We start from the raw sequence: 24,691 nt of genomic DNA on the forward strand, positions 1-24,691 counted from the left end.
ACGGCTCCACGACAGCCCACGACTCATCGGTCAACTCATGACGACGCACCACGACTTACCAACAGCACAAACCACTTTGCGGACACGGCCTAGGGCCCGTCTTCACAGTCCCGCCCGGCGTCAGGGTGTGTGCCGCAGACTGCGCATGTCCAGATGCCGCAGCACCCGGTCGACGATCTCCGGGTCCGTGCCCGGCTCGCTGCGCGCGGCCAGCACCTCGTGCCGGGCGGCCGAGAGCATCTCGCCCTGGATGCGGTGCACCTTCTTCATCCGGTGGATGCGCCGCTCGAAGAGCTCGCGCCGCTCGTCGTCGACGATGTCCGGCGCGATCCGGGCGCCCATGTCGTACGCCCGGCGCGCCAACTGGTCGCTGACCTCGTCGGGCAGCTCCTCGACCTCCAGGATCTCCTTCAGCCGCCGCTTGGACGCCTTGATCACCCGGATCGCCAGCTCCCGCTCCAGCGCGTCGACGGCGTCGGTGTCGGCCCGCACCCGCAGCCTGCGCACCAGCCAGGGCAGGGTGAGGCCCTGGACGAGGAGGGTGCTGAGCACCACCGCGAAGGCGATGAAGAGGATGTCGTCACGGGCGGGGAAGCCGCCGCCGCCGTTGACGCTGAAGGGGATGGCCAGCGCCAGCGCCACGGAGGCCACCCCGCGCATCCCCGACCACCACATGATGAGCGTCTCCCGCCAGCTCATCGGGATCTCCTCGTCGTAGTCGCGGAGCTTGTGCATCCGCTTGGCCAGCCAGGCGGCGGGCAGCAGCCACAGCAGCCGGACGCCGACGACCACCCCGACGACCGCGGCGCCGGCGCCGAGCAGCTGGCCCCAGCGGTGCGAGGCGGCCCCGAAGATGTTGTGCAGCTCCAGCCCGATCAGCCCGAAGGCGACGCCGGTGACGAGGGTGTCGACGACCTCCCAGAAGGTGTAGCCGGCCAGCCGGCCCATCACATCGTCGGCGTCGACCGCGTATTCGGCCAGGAACAGCGCGCAGGTCAGCACCGCGAGCACACCGGACCCGTGGAACTCCTCGGCCAGGACGTAGGCGACGAACGGCACCAGCAGCGTCAGGCCGATCTGGAGCGTCGGGTCACCGAGCAGCCCCATCAGCTTGTTGGTGACCCAGCCGAGCAGCAGGCCGACCGCTATGGCGACGACGGCGGACAGCACCAGCGAGCCGATCGCGGCGGACACCGAGAAGCTGCCGCTGACGGCCGCGGCGAGGGCGACGTGGTAGAGCACGATCGCGGTGACGTCGTTGAACAGCCCCTCGCCCTCCAGGATGGAGACCAGCCGGCGGGGCAGCCCGAGCTTGCCGGCGACGGCGGTCGCGGCGACCGGGTCGGGCGGTGCCACCAGCGCCCCGAGCACCACCGCCGCGGCCACCGGCATCCCGGGCACCACCGCCTGGGCGACCGCGGCGACCGCGGCGGTGGTCGCGAAGACCAGCGCCACGGCGAGCAGGAAGATCGGCCGGAGGTTGGCGGTGAACTGCCGCCAGGAGGTGCGCTGGACGGCCGCGTAGAGCAGCGGCGGCAGCACCACCGGCAGGATGAACTCGGGCGGCACCTCGACGTTGGGCACGAACGGCAGCAGCGCCAGGACGGCGCCCGCGAGCGTCATCAGCACCGGTGACGGGAGCCGCAGCCGGTCGCCGACCGGAACCATGACCACGGCTCCGAACAGCAGGACGAGCATCAGAGCCAGCTGGTCCACGGTGGCGACGCTCCGGGGTCGGATCCGGTCATGTTCCGCCCCCAGCCTGCCATGAAGCCGCCGGCTGCCCGCGGTGCCGGTGCCCCGGAGGCCGCTGCGTCAGCCGCTCTCGGCCCGGACGGTGTCCAGGGCGCGCTGAAGATCGTCCGGGTAGCCGCTCTCGAACTCGACCCAGCGGCCGTCCGAGGGGTGCTCGAAGCCCAGCCGGACCGCGTGCAGCCACTGCCGGCCGACGCCCAGCCGCTTGGCGAGGGTGGGGTCCGCTCCGTAGGTCAGATCGCCGACGCAGGGGTGGCGGTGGGCGGCCATGTGCACCCGGATCTGGTGGGTGCGGCCGGTCTCCAGCTTGATGTCGAGCAGGCTGGCCGCCCGGAACGCCTCGATCAGGTCGTAGTGCGTGACCGACGGCTTGCCCTCGGCGGTGACCGCCCACTTGTAGTCGTGCTGGGGATGGCGGCCGATGGGGGCATCGATGGTGCCGCTCATCGGGTCCGGGTGGCCCTGGACCAGGGAGTGGTAGCGCTTGTCGACGGTCCGCTCGCGGAACTGCTGCTTGAGCAGGGTGTAGGCGCGCTCGGACTTGGCGACCACCATCAGGCCGGAGGTGCCGACGTCGAGGCGGTGCACGATGCCCTGGCGCTCGGCGGCGCCGGAGGTGGAGATGCGGTAGCCGGCCGCGGCCAGACCGCCGATGACGGTGGTTCCGCTCCAGCCGGGGCTCGGGTGGGCGGCGACCCCGACGGGCTTCATGATCACCACGATGTCGTCGTCGTCATGGACGATCTCCATGCCCTCGACGGGCTCGGCGATGATCTCGACGGGCGGCGCGGCCTGCGGCATCTCGACCTCCAGCCACGCGCCGCCGTGCACCCGCTCCGACTTCATCACCTCGGATCCGTCGACCCGGACCTTTCCGGCGGCGGCGAGTTCGGCCGCCTTCGTACGGGAGAAGCCGAACATCCGGGCCAGCGCGGCGTCGACGCGCTCGCCCTCCAGGCCGTCCGGTACGGGCAGGGTGCGGATCTCGGGAATGGTGCTCACCCCACGAGTATGGCAGTCCCGCCATGGTGTCCTGCCCGGGGCCGGACCTGGCCCCGGCCCCGGGAGCCCGGCGGCCGGCACCGCCAACGGCTCCTGCCCCGGCCGGCCCCGCTGCGGGGTATCAGTCCTTGTGCACGGTCCCGTCGGGGTCCAGCCCCCGGAAGGACAGGATCACGATCAGCACGCCGCCGCAGACGATCGCGGAGTCGGCGAGGTTGAAGACCGCGAAGTGCGCCGGTGCGATGAAGTCGACCACCGCGCCCTCGAAGACGCCCGGCGCGCGGAAGATCCGGTCGGTGAGGTTGCCGAAGGCGCCGCCGAGCAGCAGCCCGAGCGCGATGGCCCAGGGCAGGCTGTAGAGCTTGCGGGCGATCCGGAAGATGACCAGGATCACGGCCGCGGCGATGATGGTGAGGAAGATCGTCAGGGCCTCGCCCATGCCGAACGCGGCGCCGCGGTTGCGGATCACCGTGAACCGCAGCAGCGTCCCGATGACCTCGATGGGCGCATGGTGCTCCAGCTTCGCGACCACGAGGAGCTTGCTGCCCAGGTCGAGCAGGTAGACGACGAGCGCGACCAGCAGCAGCGCGACGATCCGCCGCTGACCGCGGCCCTTGCTCTCCTCCGCCCGCACCGGACCTCCCCCTTCGGACCCCGGCGTGGGATCCGCCCCGGTACCCGGCTCGGGTTCCGGCGTACCGGTGATGCGTTCCGCCTCTGCCACGTGTGAGTCCCTCAGCCCGTTGTGTCCCCGGCCGGGCCGTGCCCGGCTGAACCACGAGAGTACGGCACACCCCTGCGGGCGCGGGCGACACGGGTGCCGTCCGCGCCACCGGCCGGCCGGCTCAGCGGCGCTCCTGCTGCTGCTTGCACTCCACGCACAGCGTGGCGCGCGGGAATGCCTGCATCCGCGCCTTGCCGATGGGGTTGCCGCAGTTCTCGCACAGCCCATACGTGCCCGCGTCCAGCCGGCCGAGGGCCCGTTCGGTCTGGTGGAGCATCTCGCGGGCATTGGAGGCGAGCGCCAGTTCGTGTTCACGGGTGATGTTCTTGCTGCCGGTGTCGGCCTCGTCGTCGCCCGCACCGTCCCCGGAGTCCCGCATCAGCCCGGCGATGGCGTCCTCGGCCGAGACGATCTCCAGCCGCAGCCGGGAGGTCTCGTCCATCAGCTCGGTCCGGGCCGCGGCGACCTCCTCGGGCGTCCAGGGATCCTCGCCGGGCCGTACGGCGAGCTCGCCCGGCGCCGCGGCCACCCGGGCCATGGGCACCGCGGAGTCCTCGCCGTGTGCCGTGGCCGATGCGGCCGCAGTCTTCTTCGCCACCACCGTCTTGGCTCCCGTCTTCTTAGCGGGCACCGCGGCCTTTTTGGCCGGAGCCTTCTTCGCGGCCTTCTTCGCCGCCGTCTTCTTCACCACCGTCTTCTTCGCCGCCGTCTTCTTCGTGGCGGCCCGCTTCGGCGCCGCCTTCCGGGCCGTCGCCTCTTCCGGCGTGGCCGTGCCGGCCGCCGGCTTCTTGGCCGCGGCCTTCTTCGGAGCTGTCCTCTTCGCCGGAGGCTGCTTCGCGTCGGCCTCGTCGGCAGGCGTCGTGCTCTTCTCCGCGGCGGTCTTTTTCGCCACCATGGCCGCGACCCCTTCACATATGTGACTTTGTTCGCGAATCGTGACGGGAACGATAAATCGCTGCACGCCACGCGGCAACGGGACGCACCGCCCTGCGCACCCCGGTGCCCGGCCCGGACGGGCGGTTCGTCTCGGTTGTGCCCGCTTCCCGGCGGGGCGAATCCGCCCGTGGGAGGGGTGGCGGGGCGCTGGCCATTCGGGTCATCGCGCGGGCCGGGAGCGCGGCGCGGCGACGGCCCGGACCACCCCCGTGCGGCGCCGTGCGCCGGGTTCCGCCCCGGCCGCCGAAATCCGGTCGGCCACTGTCGGCCCCGCCCCGTACACTGGGCCCAGCGAGAGGCATTGACGGGACGAGTAGCGCCGTACGCAGCCAGCAGCGACCCGGGGACGGTGGAAGCCCGGGGGCGTGCACGACGTGAAGATCACCCCGGAGCCGCCGGAAGAAAGCTTTGGACAGTGGGCTCCGCCCACGGGCTTGGACAGTGGGCTCTGCTCACGGGCCCCGGGCCACCCAAGGCGAGTAGAACCGGCAGCGCGACCCCAATGAGGGGGCGGTGCAGTGGCACCGCCAAGGAGGGTGGTACCGCGGGAGCCCAGGCTCTCGTCCCTCCGGACGGAGAACGCAGCAGGTGTCCGCCGGAGGAAGCCCCCGATGAGTCCGCAGCCCCAGTACCGCCAGGTACCCGCCCAGGTAGACCTCCCCGCCCTTGAGCACGCAGTGCTCGAGTTCTGGCAGGAGCAGAAGGTCTTCGCCCGCACCCTCCAGCAGTCCGAGGGACGGCCCGAGTGGGTCTTCTACGAGGGCCCCCCGACCGCCAACGGCATGCCCGGCGCGCACCACATCGAGGCGCGCGTCTTCAAGGACGTCTTCCCCCGGTTCCGCACGATGCAGGGCTACCACGTCGACCGCAAGGCCGGCTGGGACTGCCACGGCCTCCCGGTCGAGCTGGCCGTGGAGAAGGAGCTGGGCTTCAGCGGCAAGAAGGACATCGAGGCGTACGGCATCGCCGAGTTCAACGCCAAGTGCCGGGAGTCGGTGACCCGCCACACCGACGCGTTCGCCGAGCTCACGACCCGTATGGGCTACTGGACCGACCTGGACGCCCCGTACCGCACGATGGACCCCGACTACATCGAGTCGGTGTGGTGGTCGCTGAAGGAGATCTTCGGCAAGGGCCTGCTGGTCCAGGACCACCGCGTCGCCCCCTGGTGCCCGCGCTGCGGCACCGGCCTGTCGGACCACGAGCTGGCCCAGGGCTACGAGAACGTCGTCGACCCCTCGGTCTTCGTCCGCCTGCCGCTGACCTCCGGCCCGCTGGCCGGCCGGGCCGCGCTGCTCATCTGGACGACCACCCCCTGGACCCTGGTCTCCAACACCGCCGTCGCCGCGCACCCCGACGTCACCTATGTCGTCGCCACCGACGGCACCGAGCAGCTGGTCGTCGCCGAGCCGCTGCTGGAGAAGGCCCTCGGTGAGGGCTGGACCGCGACCGGCGAGTCGTTCACCGGCCGCGAGATGGAGCGCTGGGCCTACGAGCGCCCCTTCGGCCTCGTCGAGCTCGACGGCGCCAACATCGTCGTCAACGCCGAGTACGTCACCACCGACGACGGCACCGGCCTCGTCCACCAGGCCCCGGCCTTCGGTGAGGACGACCTCAGGACCTGCAAGGCGTACGACCTGCCGGTGATCAACCCGGTCCGCCCGGACGGCACCTTCGAGGAGCAACTGGCCCTGGTCGGCGGCCAGTTCTTCAAGAAGGCCGATGAGGCGCTGGTCGCCGACCTGGACGCCCGCGGGCTGCTCTTCCGGCACCTCGCGTACGAGCACAGCTACCCGCACTGCTGGCGCTGCCACACCGCGCTGCTCTACTACGCCCAGCCGTCGTGGTACATCCGCACCACCGCGATCAAGGACGCCCTGCTCCGGGAGAACGAGAACACCAACTGGTTCCCCGAGTCGGTCAAGCACGGCCGCTTCGGCGACTGGCTCAACAACAACATCGACTGGGCGCTGTCCCGCAACCGCTACTGGGGCACCCCGCTGCCCATCTGGCGCTGCGAGGAGGACCACCTCACCTGCGTCGGCTCGCTCGCCGAGCTGACCGAGCTGACCGGCACCGACCAGTCCGACCTGGACCCGCACCGCCCGTTCATCGACGCGGTCACCTTCCCCTGCCCGACCTGCCGGGGCACCGCGACCCGCGTCCCGGAGGTCATCGACGCCTGGTACGACTCCGGCTCGATGCCGTTCGCGCAGTGGGGCTACCCGTACCGCAACAAGGAGCTGTTCGAGAAGCGCTACCCGGCGCAGTTCATCTCCGAGGCCATCGACCAGACCCGTGGCTGGTTCTACACCCTGATGGCGGTCGGCACCCTCGTCTTCGACAAGTCCTCGTACGAGAACGTGGTCTGCCTCGGCCACATCCTCGCCGAGGACGGCCGGAAGATGTCCAAGCACCTGGGCAACACCCTCCAGCCGATCCCGCTCATGGACCAGCACGGCGCCGACGCGGTCCGCTGGTTCATGGCCGCCGGCGGCTCGCCCTGGGCGGCCCGCCGGGTGGGCCACTCCACCATCCAGGAAGTCGTCCGCAAGACGCTGCTGACGTACTGGAACACCGTCGCCTTCCAGGCGCTGTACGCCCGGACGTCCGGCTGGGCGCCCTCCGCGGCCGACCCGGCCCCCGCCGACCGCCCGCTGCTGGACCGCTGGCTGCTCGGCGAGCTGAACGGCCTGGTCGAGCAGGTCACCGAGTCGCTGGAGTCCTTCGACACCCAGCGCGCCGGCAAGCTCCTCTCCTCCTTCGTCGACGACCTCTCCAACTGGTACGTCCGCCGTTCCCGCCGCCGCTTCTGGCAGGGCGACGCGGCCGCGCTGCGCACGCTCCACGAGGTCATCGAGACGGTCACCCGTCTCATGGCGCCCCTCACCCCGTTCGTCACCGAGCGGGTCTGGCAGGACCTGGTCGTCCCGGTCACCCCGGACGCCCCGGACTCCGTCCACCTCTCCACCTGGCCGGTCGCCGACCGGACGCTCATCGACCCGGCGCTGTCCGGCCAGATGCAGCTGGTGCGCCGGCTGGTCGAGCTGGGCCGGGCGACCCGCGCCGAGTCGGGCGTCAAGACCCGCCAGCCGCTGTCCCGTGCGCTGGTCGCGGCGCACGGCTTCGCGGGCCTGTCCGAGGACCTGCGCGCGCAGATCGCCGAGGAGCTCAACGTGAGCTCGCTGGCCTCGCTCTCCGAGGTGGGGGGCTCCCTGGTCGACACCACCGCCAAGGCGAACTTCCGGGCCCTGGGCAAGCGGTTCGGCAAGGGCGTCCAGGCGGTCGCCAAGGCCGTCGCCGCGGCGGACGCCGCCGCCCTCTCCCTCGCCCTGCGCGAGGGCACCGCGAGCGTCGAGGTGGACGGCGAGACCGTCTCTCTCGCCCCCGACGAGGTGATCATCACCGAAACCCCGCGCGAGGGCTGGTCGGTGGCCTCCGACGCGGGCGCGACGGTCGCCCTCGACCTGGAGATCACCCCCGAGCTGCGCCGGGCGGGCCTGGCCCGCGACGCGATCCGGCTGATCCAGGACGCCCGTAAGAACAGCGGCCTCGACGTCGCCGACCGGATCGCGCTGCGCTGGCGGTCCACCGACGAGGAGGTGCGCACGGCGCTGACCGACCACGCCGGCCTGATCTCCGACGAGGTGCTCGCCACGGACTTCGCCCCCGGCGACGCGGACGACTCCTACGGCCCCGCGTTCACCGACGAGAGCCTGGCCCTCTCGTTCCGGCTGCGCAAGGCGTAACCGCGCACGCGGCCACCCCGCGACGTCAACCGAGCCCCCCGGCGCCACCGCACCGGGGGGCTCCGCCGTCCCTGCTGACCGCCCCGCATCGCCCACCCAAGTCCACACAAAAGGGCCGGGCCCCGAAGGAATGTTCCTTCGGGGCCCGGCCCTGATTGCCGACGGTGCGCGCTACGCGGACGTCAGTTGTCGTCCTCGTCGATCAGGAAGCCGCGCATCGGCGACGGCGTCTGCTGCATCGGCTGCGGGCTCTGCGGACGCACCGGAGCCATCGGCTGGGTCATCGCCGGCGACATCTGCTGCTGACCGCCGTAGGACGGACCGTTGCTGGACTGACCGGCCATGGAGTGGTTGCCGCCACCCATCGACTGGCCGCCACCCATGGTGTGGTTGCCGCCCATGGTGCCCGCACCGGCCGACGCCATCGACGGCGACGGCGGCAGCGAAGCGGTCGCCGGGGTCCGCGGCGGGGCCAGCGAGTCGTCCGCCTGGTTCTCCAACTGACGCAGCTGGCTCTCCAGGTAGGACTTCAGCCGCGTGCGGTACTCGCGCTCGAAGCCGCGCAGGTCCTCGACCTTGCGCTCCAGCGTCGCGCGGGCCGACTCCAGCGAGCCCATCGCCACGCGGTGCTTCTCCTGCGCGTCCCGCTCCAGCGCGTCGGCCTTGGCGCGGGCGTCCCGCTCCAGGCCCTCGGCACGGCTGCGCGCCTCGCCGACGATCTTGTTGGCCTCGGAACGGGCCTCCGCGATCGCCTGGTCGGCGGTCTGCTGTGCCAGCGACAGCACGCGCGCGGCGCTGTCACCGCCCGGGCCGCCCTGCTGGCCACCGGGGCCGGGCAGCTGGGGTCCACCGGGGCCGCCCATCGGGCCACCCATGGGACCGCCGGGACCCATCGGACCGGGACCGTGCGGACCCTGCGGTCCGTGGCCACCGGGACCAGGAGGCAGCTGAGGTGCACCACCGGGCAGTTGGGGAGGTCCACCCATCCCCTGCTGCTGCGGCGGCACCGGCTGCGGACCGGATATGGCGGCGGGCACCGGAGCCCCAGGCCGCTGCTGCTGCTCCTGCTGCTGGTCCGGTCCCTTGCGCAGACCCTGCTGCTGCTGATTCTGCGCGGCGGCGCGGGTGGCAGCGGCAAGCTTGGCGCGAAGGTCCTCGTTCTCCCGCAGGAGCCGAGTCAGTTCGGCTTCGACCTCATCGAGGAAGGCATCGACCTCGTCCTCGTCATAGCCTTCTCGGAGGCGGACGGTCGTGAACTGCTTGTTCCGCACGTCCTCGGGGGTCAACGGCATCTCTACTTCACCTCAACGTAGTCGTCGGCAATCGGCAAGACCGTATCGTTCACACCAACAACACCGACCTCACGACGGTGATCAGGATGTACACGATGATCATCAATACGAAGAAGGACAGGTCGAGCGCCACGCCCCCGAGACGCAGCGGCGGAATGACCCGCCGCAGAAGCTTGAGTGGCGGATCAGTGACAGTGTAGGCGGCCTCAAGAATGACCACCATCGCCTTGCCGGGTTGCCATGAACGGGCGAACTGGAAGACATAGTCCATCACCAGCCGGAAGATCAACACGATCAGGAAGCAGTACAGCGCGATGTAGATCACCTGACCAAAGACACTCATCTCGCGCTGTCCCTCTCCCCTTGCCTTGCTCCTGTGTTGGCCTCACGGCCTCGGTGTGCCCGGTGTTGCGTCTCAGCTCTGGTTGAAGAACCCGCCCTCTGCGATACGGGCCTTGTCCTCCGCCGTGACATCGACGTTAGCAGGCGACAACAGGAACACCTTCTGCGTCACCCGTTCGATGCTGCCGTGAAGACCAAACACCAAACCGGCCGCAAAGTCGACAAGTCGCTTCGCGTCGGTGTCGTCCATCTCCGTCAGATTCATGATCACCGGAGTGCCCTCACGGAAGTGTTCCCCGATGGTACGGGCTTCGTTGTAGGTCCGGGGGTGAAGTGTGGTGATGCGGTAGGGCTCCCGCTCGGACACAACCTTGGGCATGATCACCGGTGCGTTCTTCTCCAGATTCGGACGGTCGGGTGTGATGGATGCCACGGGGGCGATTCGCGCGGGTCGTCCGTTTTCCGCGGCAAGCGGGGCCGGTTCACGTTGCGCCGGAGGCGTCACGGCACGGACGGGTTCCTCCCGTTCCGGGGGAATTTCGGCCTGCACCGGGTGCTGTTGACGCCGCCCTCGATCGGGTTCCGGGTCAAGCTCGGGCTCGAACTCGTCATCGGGGTCGAACCCCCGGCCGTCGTACCCATCGTCCTCCACGAGGCCGAGGTAGACCGCCATCTTGCGCATCGCGCCGGCCATTCTCTGCGTCCTCCGCTCTGTGGTGGATCGGCTCCGTCACCAGGGGCCTTGGATCCACTCGGCCTGCCCCGCTTTTTACGGGAATGACCATATTTTGTGCTGTGGTCCGACTTGCTTGGCGACGTTACCGGAGCCGTGGTCGGACTCCGAGTACCGCAGTGCCGACGCGCACATGTGTCGCTCCGGCCGCCACGGCCTGTTCGAGGTCCGCGCTCATGCCTGCTGACACCATGTTGGCACCAGGATGGTTCCCGCGCAGGTCGGATGAGATTTCCATGAGCCGCTCGAAAGCCGCGAGTTCACGCCCCGCGTAGGGTCCGGACAGCGGCGCGACGGTCATCACACCGTCCAGCCGCAGACCTTGGGCGCCGGCGATCTGCTCGGCGAGCGCCGCGACACCGTCCGGTGCCACACCGCCCCGCTCACCCCGCACCCCCGACTCCGCGTCAAGTGCCACCTGGATCAGGCAACCCAGTTCGCGCCCGGTGCGCACCGCCTCCTTGCCGAGTGCGGTGACGAGCCGGGCCCGGTCGACCGACTGAACAATTCCGGCATAACCGGCCACGGACCGCACCTTGTTGGTCTGTAGTTGACCAACGAAGTGCCAAGTAAGGGGCGAATCAGTACATTCAGCGGCCTTGGGGGCCGCCTCCTGATCGCGGTTCTCCGCGACCTGCCGCACCCCCAGTTCCGCCAGCAGCCGGACGTCACTCGCCGGGTAGGTCTTGGTGACCACGATCAGGGTCACCTCGTCACGCGGCCGGCCGGCCTTGGCGCAGGCGGCGGAGATACGTTCCTCCACCCGCGCCAGGTTCTCTGCCAGTTGCCTCTTGCGGTCCTCCGTCACGGCGTGGCCTCCCCCAGCCCCGGGCCGGGGGTGTCCCCGAGCCATACATAGCTCGCGAGCCGCCCCGTCGTACGGTCGCGCCGATACGAGAAATGGTCCGCGGATTCGCGGGTGCAGATGTGGGAATCTTCACGCACCAGCACGCCCTGCGCGGCGAGTTGGGCCCGTACCCCCGCGGTGACGTCGACCGCGGGAGTGCCCCAACTGGTCAACGCGCGGGCCTCGGGCACCACCGCGGCGACATCGGACCGCATCTGCTCGGGCACCTCGTAACAGCGCCCGCAGATCGCCGGCCCGGTGTACGCGATCATCCGCGCCGGCTCCGCGCCCCGCTTCACCATCGCCTCGACCACCGCCGGGACGACCCCGGCGACCAGGCCGGGCCGGCCGGCGTGCGCGGCCCCCGCGACCCCGGCGACCGGGTCGGCGAGCAGGACCGGGGTGCAGTCGGCGGTCAGGACCGCGAGGGCGAGCCCCCGGCGCTCCGTCACCACCGCGTCCACACCGGGGATGTCGTCGCCGTGCCGCCAGGGCCCGTCGACCACCGCGACGTCCCGGCCGTGCACCTGGTTCATCCAGACCACCGCGGCCGGGTCGAGGCCGAGTTCCACCGCGGCGCGGGCCCGGTTGGCGTGGACGGCCTGCGGGTCGTCGCCGACCGCGCCGCCCAGGTTGAGCTGATCGTACGGAGCGGCGCTCACCCCGCCCCACCTGTCGGTGAAGGCGAAGTGCGCGCCGCTCTCGTGGTGCTGTTGCCCTATCACTTCAGTGCTTCGGTCACTTCAGGAAGTCGGGGACGTCCAGTTCCTCCGCCGCCGAGTCCGAGTACGGACGGGCCGGGGGAACCTGCGGAGCGCTCGCCGGGGACGACGGGACCTCGCCCAGCGAGGAGGAGGACTCGGCGGGCGCCGGCTCCTCGTCCCGTACGGGCACCGAACCCAGTCCGCCGAAGGACGACGAACGCGGCTCGGGCGGAGTCGCCGGACGGCTCGGGGCCGGGGCGGGCTCCTCGCGCTTCGGGGCGGACAGTGCGGAGGACTGCGCATCCCTGCGGGCCGGCGGCTGACCGCCGTCGAAGCCCGCGGCGATGACCGTCACCCGGACCTCGTCGCCCAGTGCGTCGTCGATGACCGCACCGAAGATGATGTTGGCTTCCGGGTGTGCCGCCTCGCTGACCAGCTGGGCGGCCTCGTTGATCTCGAAGAGACCGAGGTCGGAGCCGCCGGAGATGGACAGCAGCACCCCGCGGGCGCCGTCGATGGACGCCTCCAGGAGCGGCGAGGAGATCGCCATCTCCGCTGCGGCCACCGCGCGGTCGTCGCCGCGCGCCGAGCCGATCCCCATGAGGGCCGAGCCGGCCTCCGACATCACGGACTTGACGTCGGCGAAGTCGAGGTTGATCAGGCCCGGGGTGGTGATCAGATCGGTGATGCCCTGAACACCCGACAGCAGTACCTGGTCCGCGGACTTGAACGCGTCGAGCACGCTCACCTGGCGGTCCGAGATGGACAGCAGTCGGTCGTTGGGGATCACGATGAGGGTGTCGACCTCTTCGCGCAGCTGGGCGATGCCGTCCTCGGCCTGGTTGGCGCGACGGCGGCCCTCGAAGGTGAACGGGCGGGTGACCACACCGATCGTCAGGGCGCCCAGCGAGCGCGCGATGTTGGCGACGACGGGTGCGCCGCCGGTGCCGGTGCCGCCGCCCTCACCCGCGGTCACGAAGACCATGTCGGCCCCCTTGAGGACCTCCTCGATCTCCTCGCGGTGGTCCTCGGCCGCCTTCCGACCCACATCCGGGTTGGCGCCGGCGCCGAGCCCGCGGGTCATTTCGCGGCCGACGTCGAGCTTGACGTCGGCGTCGCTCATCAGCAGCGCCTGCGCATCGGTGTTGATCGCGATGAACTCGACGCCCTTGAGCCCGACCTCGATCATCCGGTTGATGGCGTTCACGCCACCGCCGCCGATGCCGACGACCTTGATGACTGCGAGGTAGTTCTGCGGTGCTGCCACGTCGAAGGCCTCTCGCCTCGAGTTACGTGTCGTCGCCGCACTGCGTGTGGACGCCGACTGATGCCGATGGGACGGTTCGTATCGCCGACCCGAACCCTAACGTTGAAGTTTAGGGTTACCTGTGCCTGTGTTCCTTGCTTCCATAGTCCCTTTGGAACGAGACACTAAGTCGACAAGGCGCGCCCGTTCAACGAACACGCCGAACCTCCCGTTTTTCTTTTCACCCTATGTGATCACCCATAGTCGTAGCCATCCAGGGTGCTGGCCTGCCACTACGGACGTCAACTCCCGGACACCGCAGGGGCGCTGGGCACCGAGATGTCGAAGTGGCGCGCGTCACGCGCCGCTTTCAGCAGCGCGGTCAGCACCTTTGCCTTTTCGGCGCCCTGTTCGCGGCTGCCCCACGCGACCGTGCGGCCGCCGGCCAGTTCGAGGGTGATGGCGTCATAGGACCGTACGCGAACCTTTCGTACGTCCTTGCGTACGGCTGCCGGCAGATCCTGGGCGACCTCGACCGCGGCGCGCCGCAACCGGTCGATTCCGAACCGATGCAGACTCGGGGAGTCGGACGCGGTCATTTCCAGAAGCGGAACGCCCTTGGGGGCCGTGGCGACGGTGGCGAACCGGACGCCCTCGGCGTCCACTTCGACAAACTTTTTGCCCGATCGCAGCAGCAGTTCCGGCACCCTTTCGGTCACCTTCAGGCCGATTGTGTGCGGCCAGGACCGCTCGACGTCCACGGTCTTGATGCGCGGCAGCCGTGCGCGCAGCCGGTGGGCCAGCGCGTCCGTATCGACCGAGGCCAGCGGCGCGTTCATCGGGGCGTCCGCCGCGGCGACGACCTCATGTGGCGTCAGCACTTTGGTGCCGGTGGGGCTGACGCGTTCCACCCGGAGCCAGTTCGAGGCATAGAGGGCCCAGACGCCGAACGCGCCGAGCAGCACCGCGACGACCAGGATGATGATCAGACTGCGGCGGCTCGGCGCGCGAAGGGGAAGGCGCTCCCACCGGAATCTTCGCCCCGGGGGTGCCGCGGCGGAGGGCGGGCCGGACAGTGACTTCTTCTCGCCTCGCCGGGCGGTTGTCGGTCCGGCCACGCTCCCTGCCTTCTCTCGTGGGCTACTTGTTGTGCTGTGCGATCGCCTCGTACACCATGCCGACCAACAGCTCGTCGGCGTCCCGGCGGCCGAACTCGGAGGCCGCGCGCGACATCTCGTACAGCCGGTGCGGATCGGCCAGGACCGGGAGCACGCTGTTCTGCACCCAGTCCGGGGTCAGCTGGGCGTCGTCGACCAGCAGGCCCCCGCCGGCGTTGACCAGCGGCTGAGCGTTGAGCCGCTGCTCGCCGTTGCCGATGGGCAGCGGGACGAAGGCGGCCGGGAGCCCGACGGCGGACAACTCGGCGACGGTCATCGCGCCCGCGCGGCAGAGCATCATGTCGGCCGCGGCGTACGCGAGATCCATCCGGTCCACGTACGGTACCGGGACATAGGGGGGCATCCCGGGCATGTTGTCCGCATGCGGCAGTTCGTTCTTCGGGCCGACCGCGTGCAGGACCTGAATGCCGGCGCGCTGGAGGACCGGGACGGCGGCCTGGATGACCTCGTTCAGCCGACGGGCGCCCTGGGAACCACCGGACACCAGCAGGGTCGGAAGGTTGGGGTCGAGACCGAAGGCGGCTCGCGCCTCCGGGCGGACCGCGGCGCGGTCCAGGGTGGCGATGGTGCGGCGCAGCGGGATGCCGACGTACCGGGCACCGCGCAGCTTGCTGTCCGGGGTGCTCACGGCGACGAACTTGGCGTACCGCGAGCCGATCTTGTTGGCCAGGCCGGGGCGGGCATTGGCCTCGTGGACGATGATCGGCACCCCGAGCCGCTTGGCGGCCAGATAGCCGGGCAGCGCCACATAGCCGCCGAAGCCGACGACGCAGTCCGCCTTCGTGCGCTCCAGGATCTGCTCGGCGGCCTTGATCGTGCCGCGCAGACGCCCGGGGACGGTGATCAGTTCGGGGGTGGGCTTGCGCGGCAGCGGCACGGCCGGGATGAGACCCAGCTCATAGCCACGCTCGGGGACGAGCCGGGTCTCCAGGCCCTTTTCCGTACCGAGTGCCGTGATCCCCACGGTGGGGTCCTGCCTCCGCAGTGCGTCCGCGAGGGCGAGCGCGGGCTCGATGTGGCCGGCGGTCCCCCCACCGGCGAGTACGACATGCACCGAAATTCACCGCTCTCCGGACGGCCGCTTCTTGACGCGCCGTCTCATCGTCTTCCATCTCACCCCAGCCTGCCTCCTGCCGAAGACCGGCTGCCGCATGGCCAACGCCGCTCGCGCAGCGGGCTCGTCACGCGCGAAGGCGATCAAGAGTCCGATGGCGAACATCGTCGGCAGCAGGGCGGAGCCTCCGTAGGAGAACAGCGGGAGGGGGACCCCGGCGATCGGCAACAGGCCGAGCACCGCACCGATGTTGATCACGGCCTGGGCCGTGATCCAGGTGGTCACGCCTCCCGCGGCGTACCGTACGAAGGGGTCCTCCGTGCGTCCGGCCACGCGGATACCCGCATAGCCTAGAGCCGCGAAGAGGGCGAGGACCGACAGCGTCCCCGCCAGACCCAGTTCCTCCCCGGTGATGGCGAAGATGAAGTCGGTATGCGGTTCCGGGAGTTCACCCCATTTTTCCATACTTGCACCAAGGCCGGAACCGAAGAATCCGCCGGACGCGAGCGCATAGATGCCGTGCACGGCCTGCCAGCACTGATCACCGGGACCCGGATCGGTCGCTCCGATGCAGGCCAGGCGGGACATCCGGTTCGCGCTGGTCTTGATCAGCAGCGCCCCGATCAGCGTGGCGGCACCCAGCACCCCCACGAAGAGCCTGGTGGGCGCCCCGGCCAGCCACAGCAGCCCGAAGAGGATCGCCGTGAGAATGATCGCGGTCCCCATGTCGCCACCGAGCATGATCAGCCCGAGCAGCAGGAACGCGACCGGGATCAGCGGCACCAGCAGATGCTTCCACTGCACCAGCAGCCTTTTGTCCTGTTTGCGAGCCAGCAGATCGGCGCCCCACAGGACCAGCGCGAGCTTGGCGAACTCGCTCGGTTGCATCTGGAAAGGTCCGCCGAGGCTGATCCAGTTCTGGTTGCCGTTGACCGCGACCCCTATGCCCGGAATCTGCACCAGGCACATCAGGAAGACCGAGACGGCGAGCAGCGGATAGGCCAGCCCGCGGTGCAGCCGTACCGACATACGGGAGGCCGCCAGCAGCAGCCCGCCGCCCAGGACGGCGGCCAGCAGCTGCTTGCGGAAGAAGTACGTCGGGGCGAGACCGGACTGAAGCGCCTTGATCTGGGACGCCGAGTAGACCATCACCAGCCCCAGGACGGTGATCAGCAGGCTGCCGCCGAGGATCAGGTAGTACGCGGTCAGCGGGCGGTCCCAGGCCCGTCTCAGCCGGGTGTGGAGGCCCCGGGGACCGCCCGGGGCGCGGCCGCCGCGCGGCTTGCGCGCCGTGGAGGGCCGGCGCGCCGGACGCGGTCCGGCCGCCTTCGCCGATCGGGCCGTCATCCTCGTCCCCTCCACAGGTGCGCTTGCCGCCGGCGCTCGGCGACAGCGGGGAGAAACGGTCTAATGATCCCGGGCGGTCAGCGCACCGACCGCCTCGGCGAAAGCCTCGCCCCGCTTGTTGTAGTTGACGAACATGTCCATCGAGGCACAGGCCGGAGCCAGCAGGACGGTGTCGCCGGGCCGGGCCAGCCGGGCCGCTTCGCGGACCGCCTCGGACATCGCCCCAGTGTCGGTCCGGTCGAGGTCGACCACCGGGACATCGGGGGCGTGTCGCGCCAGGGCTTCCGCGATCAGCGCCCGGTCGGCGCCGATCAGCACCACCCCGCGCAGCCGGCCCGCCGACTTCTGCACCAGCTCGTCGAACGTCGCGCCCTTGGCGAGGCCGCCGGCGATCCAGACGATGTGCTCGTACGCCGCCAACGACGCCTCGGTGGCGTGGGTGTTGGTGGCCTTGGAGTCGTCGATGTAGGTGACGCCGTCGAGCTCCGCGACGTGCTGGATGCGGTGCGCGTCCGGATGGAAGGCGCGCAGACCGTCGCGTACGGCGGTGGGGCGGACGCCGAAGGCACGGGCCAGCGCCGCCGCCGCGAGGGCGTTGGCGATGTTGTGCGGGGCCGGCGGCGTGACGTCCGAGACCTCGGCGAGCTCCTGGGCCTGCTGCTGCCGGTTCTCCACGAAGGCCCGGTCGACGAGGATGCCGTCGACGACACCGAGCTGGGAGGGGCCGGGGGTGCCGAGGGTGAAGCCGATGGCCCGGCAGCCCTCCTCGACGTCGGCCTCGCGCACCAGGTCCTCGGTCGCCTTGTCGGCCGCGTTGTAGACGCAGGCGACGGTGTTGCCCTCGTAGATCCGGCCCTTGTCGGCGGCGTACGCCTGCATGGAGCCGTGCCAGTCGAGGTGGTCGGGGGCGAGGTTGAGGACGGCCGCCGAGTGCGCCCGTAGGGAGGGCGCCCAGTGCAGCTGGTAGCTGGAGAGCTCGACGGCGAGGACGTCGTAGGGAGCCTCGCCGTCCTTGCCCTGCCCCAGGACGACATCGATGATCGGCGTGCCGATGTTGCCGACGGCCAGGGTGCGCAGGCCCTCGGCGGCCAGGATCGAGGCCAGCATCCGCACGGTGGTGGTCTTGCCGTTGGTGCCGGTGACCCCGAGCCAGGCCGCGGCGCCGGGGCCCCGCAGCCGCCAGGCGATCTCCACATCGCCGACGACCTCGACGCCCGCCGCGGCGGCCGCCGCGAACAGCGGGCTGTCCGGCTTCCAGCCGGGCGAGGTGACGACGAGCTCGGTGCCCTCGGGGAGCGTGTCACCGTCGCCGAGGCGGACGGTGATTCCCGCCGCCGTCAGTTCCCGCGCGGCGGCGCGCTGCTTGTCGCCGTCACCGCCGTCCACGACGGTGACGTGCGCGCCGAGGCCGGCCAGCGCGCGGGCGGCACTGATGCCGCTCACGCCCAGGCCGGCGACGGTGATGTGCTGACCGGCGAACCCCGCGGGGTGGTCGGTCGGGCCGTGCGTGGTCACTTTGCTGCCTGCCAGCCGCCGTAGAAGATGCCGAGTCCCACGATGACGCACATGCCCTGAATGATCCAGAACCGGACCACCACAAGGACTTCCGACCACCCCTTGAGTTCGAAGTGGTGCTGGAGTGGCGCCATCCGGAAGACCCGCTTCCCGGTCAGCCGGAACGATCCGACCTGGATCACCACGGACATGGTGATCAGGACGAAGAGACCACCGAGGATGGCGAGCAGCAGCTCCGTACGGGAGCAGATGGCCAGACCGGCCAGCGCGCCGCCCAGGGCCAGCGAGCCGGTGTCGCCCATGAAGATCTTGGCGGGCGAGGTGTTCCACCACAGGAAGCCGAAGCAGGCGCCCATCAGCGCGGAGGCCACCACCGCGAGGTCGAGCGGATCGCGGACCTCGTAACAGCCCGGTCCGGCGGTGATCTGGTTGGCGCAGGACTCCTGGTGCTGCCAGATGCCGATGAAGGTGTACGCGCCGAAGACCATCACCGAGGCGCCGGTGGCGAGGCCGTCGAGGCCGTCGGTGAGGTTCACGCCGTTGGACATCGCCAGGATCATGAACAGCGCCCAGATCACGAAGATCACCGGGCCGATCTGCCAGCCGAAGTCCTGGGTGAAGGAGAGCCGGTCCGACGCCGGGGTCTGCCCGCGCAGATCGGCGAACTGGAGCGAGAGCACCGCGAAGGCGATGCCGACGATCAGCTGGCCGGCCATCTTCGCCTTGGCCCGCAGGCCCAGCGAACGCTGCTTGACGATCTTGATGTAGTCGTCGAGGAAGCCGACCAGGCCCATGCCCGCGAAGAGGAAGAGCACCAGCACGCCCGAGAAGGTCGGATCGCTGGAGGTGATCACCTTCGTCACGGCGTAGGCGATGATCGTGGCCAGGATGAAGGAGATACCGCCCATGGTGGGCGTGCCCTTCTTGCTGCCGTGGGTCCGCGGGCCGTCATCGCGGATGAACTGCCCGTATCCCTTCTTGGCCAGCAGCTTGATCAGCAGCGGGGTGCCGATCAGGGTCAGGAAGAGCCCGATCATTCCGGAGAAGAGGATCTGCTTCATCGAGTTCATCGGGTCGCGGCTCCACCCTCGGCGCCCGCGGCGCCCAGCATGCCCTCGTCCAGCAAAGCTGCGGCGACCCGCTCCAGCCCCACCGACCTGGACGCCTTCACCAGCACGACATCTCCCGGCCGCAGCTCGCTGCGCAACAGGTCGATCGCCGCCCGCGCGTCGGACACGTGCACCGACTCCTCACCCCACGAACCCTCGTTCTTGGCGCCCATGTCGAGCCAGGCCGCTTCCCTGCCGCCGACTGCCACGAGCTTGCTGACGTTGAGCCGGACGGCCAGCCGCCCGACCGCGTCGTGTTCGGCGAGTGACTCCTCGCCGAGCTCAGCCATCTCACCGAGCACCGCCCACGTACGAGCGCCCGTCGCCTTGCCGGCTGCGCCCATCGCGACCAGCGCACGCAGCGCCGCTCGCATGGACTCGGGATTCGCGTTGTAGGCGTCGTTGACGATCCGCACGCCGTCCGCGCGCTCGGTGACCTCCATACGCCAGCGGGAGAGCGTGCCGGCTTCGGAGAGCGCGGTGGCGATCTCGTCTGCGGGCATGCCCAACTCATGGGCTACGGCGGCCGCGGCGAGCGCGTTCGACACGTGGTGCTCACCGTACAGCCGCATGGTCACATCGCTGCACCCGGAGGGTGTGCGAAGCGTGAAAGCGGGCTGACCAAGATCCGTGAGCCGGACATTCTCGGCACGTACGGCGGCCTCCTCGGACTCGCCGAACAGGATCGTGCGGGCCCGGGTGCGCGGCACCATGGCGCGGACGTACGGGTCGTCGGCGTTGAGCACCGCGATCCCGCCCTCCTCGGCCGGGGGCAGCGACTCGACGAGTTCGCCCTTGGCCAGCGCGATCTGCTCACGGCCGCCGAACTCGCCGATGTGCGCGCTGCCGACGTTCAGCACCACGCCGATCCTCGGCGGGGTCAGCCCGGCGAGGTAACGGATGTGGCCGACGCCGCGGGCACCCATCTCCAGGACGAGATGCCGGGTGGTCTCATCGGCGCGCAGCGCGGTCAGCGGCAGCCCGATCTCGTTGTTGAGGTTTCCCTCGGGCCAGACCGTCGGGCCGTGGCGCTGGAGCAGCTGGGCGATCAGGTCCTTGGTGCTGGTCTTGCCGGCCGAGCCGGTGAGACCCACGACGGTGGTGCCCAGCCGTGCGACGACGGCGCGGGCGAGCGCACCGAGCGCGGCGACCACGTCGTCGACGACGATCGCGGGGACGCCGAGGGGGCGGGCGGCCAGTACGGCCACCGCGCCGGCCTCGACGGCGCCCTGTGCGAAGTCATGGCCGTCGACGCGTTCACCGGCGAAGGCCACGAACAGCGCGCCGGGGCCCACCGCACGGGAGTCGGCCACGACCGGTCCGGTCACCCGGCGGCCGTCGTCCGGTATGTCGTGCTGCCGGCCTCCCACGATGCTCGCGATCTCGGCGAGCGACAGGGAGATCACAGGTCACCCCCGGTACTGGGCGGGCGGTGACGGTAAAAGGGTTGTGCGCGCATGGCGGTGTGTCATCCCTGGTGGTTCGGCTGCGGTGACTTCAAGGAAGCCTCGATGGCCTCGCGCAGTACCTGACGGTCGTCGAAGGGGCGGACCACTCCGGCGATGTCCTGGCCCTGCTCGTGGCCCTTGCCCGCGACGATCACGGTGTCCCCGGGCTCGGCGCGGGCGACGGCGGCGGCGATGGCGACGGCGCGCTCTTCTTCGACGAGCACCGTGCCGCGTTCATGAATGGGGACCTCCGCGGCGCCCGCGAGCATGGTGGCGAGGATCGCGAGGGGGTCCTCGCCGCGCGGGTTGTCGGAGGTCAGTACGGCCGTGTCGGCGAGCCGGGCCACCGCGGCACCCATGGGGGCGCGCTTGTGCGGGTCACGGTCGCCGCCGCAGCCGAGGACGGCGTGCAGCTTGCCGTCGGTGACCTTGCGCAGGGCGCGCAGAACCGATTCGACGGCGTCGGTCTTGTGGGCGTAGTCGACCACCGCCAGATACGGCTGGCCGGCGTCGATGCGCTCCAGGCGGCCGGGGACGCCGGGCACCGCGGCGACACCGTCGGCCGCGGTCTGTGCGTCGATACCGGCGACGACCAGCGAGACGATCGCGGCGAGCGCGTTGGCGACGTTGAACGGGCCGGCGATCGGGGACGCGGCGCGCAGGGTGACGCCGTCCGGGCCGTGCACGGTGAAGGTCGAGCCGAGGGTGCCGACCTCGACGTCGGCGGCCCGCCAGTCGGCGTCGGGGTGGCCCTCCGCGGAGAAGGTGGTGACCGGGACCTCGGACTCGCCCTCGGCCAGCCGCTTGCCGTACTCGTCGTCGAGGTTGACGACCCCGGCGCGGCTGCGGGCCTTGGTGAACAGCTGGGCCTTGGCCTGGAAGTAGTCCTCCATGCCGGAGTGGAACTCCATGTGCTCCGGGCTGAGGTTGTTGAAGATCGCGACGTCGAAGACGCAGCCGTCGACCCGGCCGAGGACCAGGGCGTGGCTGGAGACCTCCATGGCGAGCGCGCGCACACCGCGCTCACGCATCACCGCGAACAGCGCCTGGAGGTCGGTGGCCTCGGGAGTGGTGCGCTCGGACTTGATGCGCTCGTCGCCGATCCGGGTCTCGACGGTGCCGATCAGCCCGGTCAGCCCCCCGTCGGGAGCCTTGGCGGCCGCGGCCCGCAGCCCGCCCTCGATGAGGTAGGCGGTGGTGGTCTTGCCGGAGGTGCCGGTGATGCCGATCTGGAGGAGGTCCTCGCCCGGCGCTCCGTAGATGGAGACGGCCAGGGCGCCCATCCGCGCCCGCGGGTTGTCGACGACGAGCACCGGCAGGCCGGTCGCGGTGGCGCGCTCGGCACCCGACGGATCGGTCAGGACCGCCGCGGCGCCGAGGTCGGCGGCCTGGGCGACGAAGTCGGCACCGTGCAGACGGGCACCGGGCAGCGCGGCGTAGACGTCACCGGGGCGGACCGCCCGGGAGTCATGGGTGATGCCGGTGACCATCACGGGCCGCGCGGCATCGGCGGCGCCGGGGCGGCCGGCGTCCGGGGCGGGGCATCCCAGCTGCTCGGCGAGGTCCGCCAGGGGGGTGGGGCGGACCCGTTCAGGGCGCGGGGCTCCCGGATACGTACCGGACCCGCCCTTCTCGGCGTGCTGGGCTTTCGGGGACTGATCAGCGTGTGACACGGCGGTGAGCGTACCGGGCACCACCGGCCCGGGGCGAAGTGAGGGCCGTGGGGGGGAGCAGTTTCCGGGGGCGGGGGTGCCGTCGGGGGTGCCGTCGGGGGTGATGGTCGTCACGGCGGAATTGCCTCGATTTCATTGGCCTGGCGTGAAGGTGACCGGCAGCCGCGGGGGCTTGGCGCCGGTCGGCGGGACCTGGAGGGTTTTCAGCGCGAAGGCCATGACCTGCTGGTAGATCGGGCCGCAGACCTGTCCGCCGAAGTAGCTGCCCGTCGTGGGGTTCTGGACGGCGCAGTAGACCGTGATGCGAGGTTTGTCGGCGGGGGCGAAGCCGGCGAAGGAGGCGGTGTAGCCGTGGTAGCGGCCGGTCCTGGGGTCCACCCGGTTGGAGGTGCCGGTCTTGCCGCCGACGCGGTAGCCGTCGATCTTCGCCTTGGCTCCGGTGCCTTCCTCGTCGTCGACCACCGATTCCAGCATGGTGGCCAGCGTGCCCGCCGTCTTCTTGCTGATCACACGGTTCTTCGCGGGCTTGGGCGCCGGGGCGTAGTGCCCGTCGGGCCCGGTGCTGCCGCGGACCAGTGTGGGGGCGATGCGCTCGCCGCCGTTGGCGATCGTGGAGTAGACGGAGGCGGCCTGTACGGCGTTGAGGGACAGCCCCTGGCCGAACGGGATGGTGAACTGCTGCGAGGTGTTCCAGTCCTGCGGCTTGGCCAAAATGCCGTCGGTCTCCCCGGGGAAGCCGAGCCCGGTCGGCCGGCCGATCCCGAACTTGCGCAGATACGAGTGGAGGACCTTGTTGGCCTGGGCCTGGGTCTTACCGAGCTGGCCGGTCGCGAGGATCGTGCCGATGTTGCTGGACTTGGCGAGCACACCGTTGAGCGTCAGATGCCAGGTGGCGTGGTCGACGTCGTCGGCGAACAGCCGGTCGCCGCGGTGCAGCCGGTTGGGCACGGTGACCCGGGTGGCCGGCGTGGCCACGCCCTCCTCCAGGACGGCGGCCATCGACATCACCTTGCTGGTGGAGCCCGGCTCGAACGCGTCGGACAGCGCGGCGTTGCCCAGCGCCTCCGGATCGGCCTGCGACACCTCGTTGGGGTCGAATCCGGGCGCGTTGGCGAGCGCCAGGATCTCCCCGGTCCGGGTGTCCTGGACGACGACATAGCCGCGGTCGGCGTTCGACTTGGCGACCTGCTGGGTGATCGCCTGCTGGGCCGCCCACTGGATGTCGCGGTCGAGGGTCAGCTCGACGTCGCTGCCGGGGACGGCGGGGTGCTCCTGGGTGTCGGCGGTGGGCACCCGGCGGCCGCCGGACTGGGCGTAGACGAGCTTGCCGTCCTTGCCCGCCAGCTGCTTGTCCAGGCGCGCCTCCAGGCCGCCGCCGCCCTTGCCGGCGCCGTTGACGAAGCCGAGTACACCGGCGGCGAGGTTCTTGTTGGGGTAGAGGCGCTTGCTGTGTTTGTCGGCGAAGATCCCGACCAGGACATTGGGGCGGGGCGCGCGCTTGGGGGCGGCGGCCGCCTTGGCGTCGAGGGTCTTGCGCAGGTCCTTGATCTTCTTCCAGACCTGCGGGGTCTGCTGCCGGGCGAGCAAGGCGTAGCGCGCCGCGGGCCGGTCGAGTTTCTCTGCCAGGACGGCCTTGTCCTCGCCGAGAATCGGGGCGAGCAGCGCGGCGGCCTTCTGGGGAGCGTCGTCGGTCTTGGTCTTCCCGCGGGCCAGCAGGCTCGGGTCGGCGGTGATGTCGTACGCGTCGACGGTGGTGGCCAGGTCCACGCCGTTGCGGTCGGTGATCGCACCGCGCTCGGCGGCCAGCTTGACCGGTACATAGCGGTTCTCGTTGGCCTTGGCGGCGAACGCCCCGGCGTCCACGGCCTGCACCTGGAAGAGCCGTACGACGAAGACCAGCATGATCAGCGTCAGCCCGAGGGAGACCAGCCGCAGCCGCGGACGCGGGCTGCCCAGGCGCAGCGGCGGGGGCCCGGAGCGGGGGCGGCCGGGGCGGGCGGCCTGCCGGGGCGGGCCGGGCCGGGAGCCGGGCCGGGG

The 24,691-nt window shown here is 70.7% G+C and carries 19 protein-coding genes; 1 reads left to right on the forward strand and 18 read right to left on the reverse strand.

Annotated elements, in window-relative coordinates:
• Window positions 1-120: 120 nt before the first annotated feature.
• The 4 genes from ACFWJW_RS35125 to ACFWJW_RS35140 all read right to left on the reverse strand — a co-directional run bounded on the left by ACFWJW_RS35125 (window position 121) and on the right by ACFWJW_RS35140 (window position 4,376).
• Entirely contained in the window at window positions 121-1,698 is a 1,578-nt protein-coding gene (locus tag ACFWJW_RS35125) for a Na+/H+ antiporter (protein ID WP_387248890.1), read from the reverse strand.
• Window positions 1,699-1,815: 117 nt separating this feature from the next.
• Complete coding sequence (locus ACFWJW_RS35130; RefSeq protein ID WP_387248862.1) at window positions 1,816-2,757, reverse strand: RluA family pseudouridine synthase; 942 nt, start codon at window positions 2,755-2,757, stop codon at window positions 1,816-1,818.
• A gap of 121 nt (window positions 2,758-2,878) precedes the next feature.
• Entirely contained in the window at window positions 2,879-3,481 is a 603-nt protein-coding gene (gene lspA / locus ACFWJW_RS35135) for a signal peptidase II (protein WP_387248864.1), read from the reverse strand.
• A gap of 121 nt (window positions 3,482-3,602) precedes the next feature.
• The gene (locus tag ACFWJW_RS35140; RefSeq protein WP_387248866.1) at window positions 3,603-4,376 is read right to left on the reverse strand and encodes a TraR/DksA family transcriptional regulator; all 774 of its coding nucleotides are present in this window, start codon (window positions 4,374-4,376) and stop codon (window positions 3,603-3,605) included.
• 652 nt (window positions 4,377-5,028) lie between these two features.
• On the opposite strand from ACFWJW_RS35140, the gene ileS reads away from it, so the two are divergent.
• Entirely contained in the window at window positions 5,029-8,166 is a 3,138-nt protein-coding gene (ileS, locus tag ACFWJW_RS35145; protein ID WP_387248868.1) for an isoleucine--tRNA ligase, read from the forward strand.
• A 182-nt stretch (window positions 8,167-8,348) separates the two neighbouring features.
• On the opposite strand, the gene ACFWJW_RS35150 is transcribed toward ileS, so the two are convergent.
• From ACFWJW_RS35150 to ACFWJW_RS35215, 14 genes are all read right to left on the reverse strand, one after another.
• On the reverse strand, window positions 8,349-9,458 hold the full coding sequence (locus ACFWJW_RS35150; protein WP_387248870.1) for a DivIVA domain-containing protein: 1,110 nt from the start codon (window positions 9,456-9,458) through the stop codon (window positions 8,349-8,351).
• A gap of 49 nt (window positions 9,459-9,507) precedes the next feature.
• Window positions 9,508-9,801 carry a YggT family protein gene (locus tag ACFWJW_RS35155; protein WP_042162056.1) on the reverse strand — a complete coding sequence of 98 codons (294 nt, stop codon included), beginning with the start codon at window positions 9,799-9,801 and terminating at the stop codon, window positions 9,508-9,510.
• Window positions 9,802-9,873: 72 nt separating this feature from the next.
• Entirely contained in the window at window positions 9,874-10,494 is a 621-nt protein-coding gene (locus ACFWJW_RS35160) for a cell division protein SepF (RefSeq protein ID WP_042162053.1), read from the reverse strand.
• 124 nt (window positions 10,495-10,618) lie between these two features.
• A complete protein-coding gene (locus ACFWJW_RS35165; protein WP_387248872.1) occupies window positions 10,619-11,341 on the reverse strand; it encodes a YggS family pyridoxal phosphate-dependent enzyme in 723 nt (240 codons plus the stop codon).
• On the reverse strand, window positions 11,338-12,105 hold the full coding sequence (gene pgeF, locus ACFWJW_RS35170; RefSeq protein WP_387248874.1) for a peptidoglycan editing factor PgeF: 768 nt from the start codon (window positions 12,103-12,105) through the stop codon (window positions 11,338-11,340). The genes ACFWJW_RS35165 and pgeF overlap by 4 nt, the downstream gene beginning before the upstream one ends.
• Window positions 12,106-12,118: 13 nt before the next feature.
• On the reverse strand, window positions 12,119-13,351 hold the full coding sequence (ftsZ, locus tag ACFWJW_RS35175; protein WP_387248876.1) for a cell division protein FtsZ: 1,233 nt from the start codon (window positions 13,349-13,351) through the stop codon (window positions 12,119-12,121).
• 281 nt (window positions 13,352-13,632) lie between these two features.
• Window positions 13,633-14,448, reverse strand: coding sequence for a cell division protein FtsQ/DivIB (locus ACFWJW_RS35180; RefSeq protein WP_387248878.1), 816 nt, complete (start codon window positions 14,446-14,448; stop codon window positions 13,633-13,635).
• Between the two features lie 22 nt (window positions 14,449-14,470).
• Entirely contained in the window at window positions 14,471-15,562 is a 1,092-nt protein-coding gene (gene murG / locus ACFWJW_RS35185) for an undecaprenyldiphospho-muramoylpentapeptide beta-N-acetylglucosaminyltransferase (protein WP_366421335.1), read from the reverse strand.
• A gap of 6 nt (window positions 15,563-15,568) precedes the next feature.
• Window positions 15,569-16,909: a putative lipid II flippase FtsW gene (ftsW, locus tag ACFWJW_RS35190; protein ID WP_387248880.1), complete on the reverse strand. Its 1,341-nt coding sequence runs from the start codon at window positions 16,907-16,909 to the stop codon at window positions 15,569-15,571.
• A 60-nt stretch (window positions 16,910-16,969) separates the two neighbouring features.
• Window positions 16,970-18,424 (reverse strand): UDP-N-acetylmuramoyl-L-alanine--D-glutamate ligase, encoded by a 1,455-nt coding sequence (gene murD, locus ACFWJW_RS35195; protein ID WP_387248882.1) that lies wholly within the window; start codon window positions 18,422-18,424, stop codon window positions 16,970-16,972.
• Window positions 18,421-19,485 (reverse strand): phospho-N-acetylmuramoyl-pentapeptide-transferase, encoded by a 1,065-nt coding sequence (gene mraY / locus ACFWJW_RS35200; RefSeq protein ID WP_042162194.1) that lies wholly within the window; start codon window positions 19,483-19,485, stop codon window positions 18,421-18,423. Before mraY ends, murD begins: the two co-directional genes overlap by 4 nt.
• Window positions 19,486-19,490: 5 nt before the next feature.
• The gene (gene murF, locus ACFWJW_RS35205; RefSeq protein ID WP_387248884.1) at window positions 19,491-20,939 is read right to left on the reverse strand and encodes a UDP-N-acetylmuramoyl-tripeptide--D-alanyl-D-alanine ligase; all 1,449 of its coding nucleotides are present in this window, start codon (window positions 20,937-20,939) and stop codon (window positions 19,491-19,493) included.
• 62 nt (window positions 20,940-21,001) lie between these two features.
• Window positions 21,002-22,768 (reverse strand): UDP-N-acetylmuramoyl-L-alanyl-D-glutamate--2,6-diaminopimelate ligase, encoded by a 1,767-nt coding sequence (locus tag ACFWJW_RS35210; protein WP_387248886.1) that lies wholly within the window; start codon window positions 22,766-22,768, stop codon window positions 21,002-21,004.
• 18 nt (window positions 22,769-22,786) lie between these two features.
• On the reverse strand, window positions 22,787-24,691 hold a 1,905-nt coding region (locus tag ACFWJW_RS35215), incomplete at its 5' end, for a peptidoglycan D,D-transpeptidase FtsI family protein (RefSeq protein WP_387248888.1).

This window comes from Streptomyces sp. NPDC127097 (assembly GCF_042724075.1).
Lineage (GTDB): Bacteria > Actinomycetota > Actinomycetes > Streptomycetales > Streptomycetaceae > Streptomyces.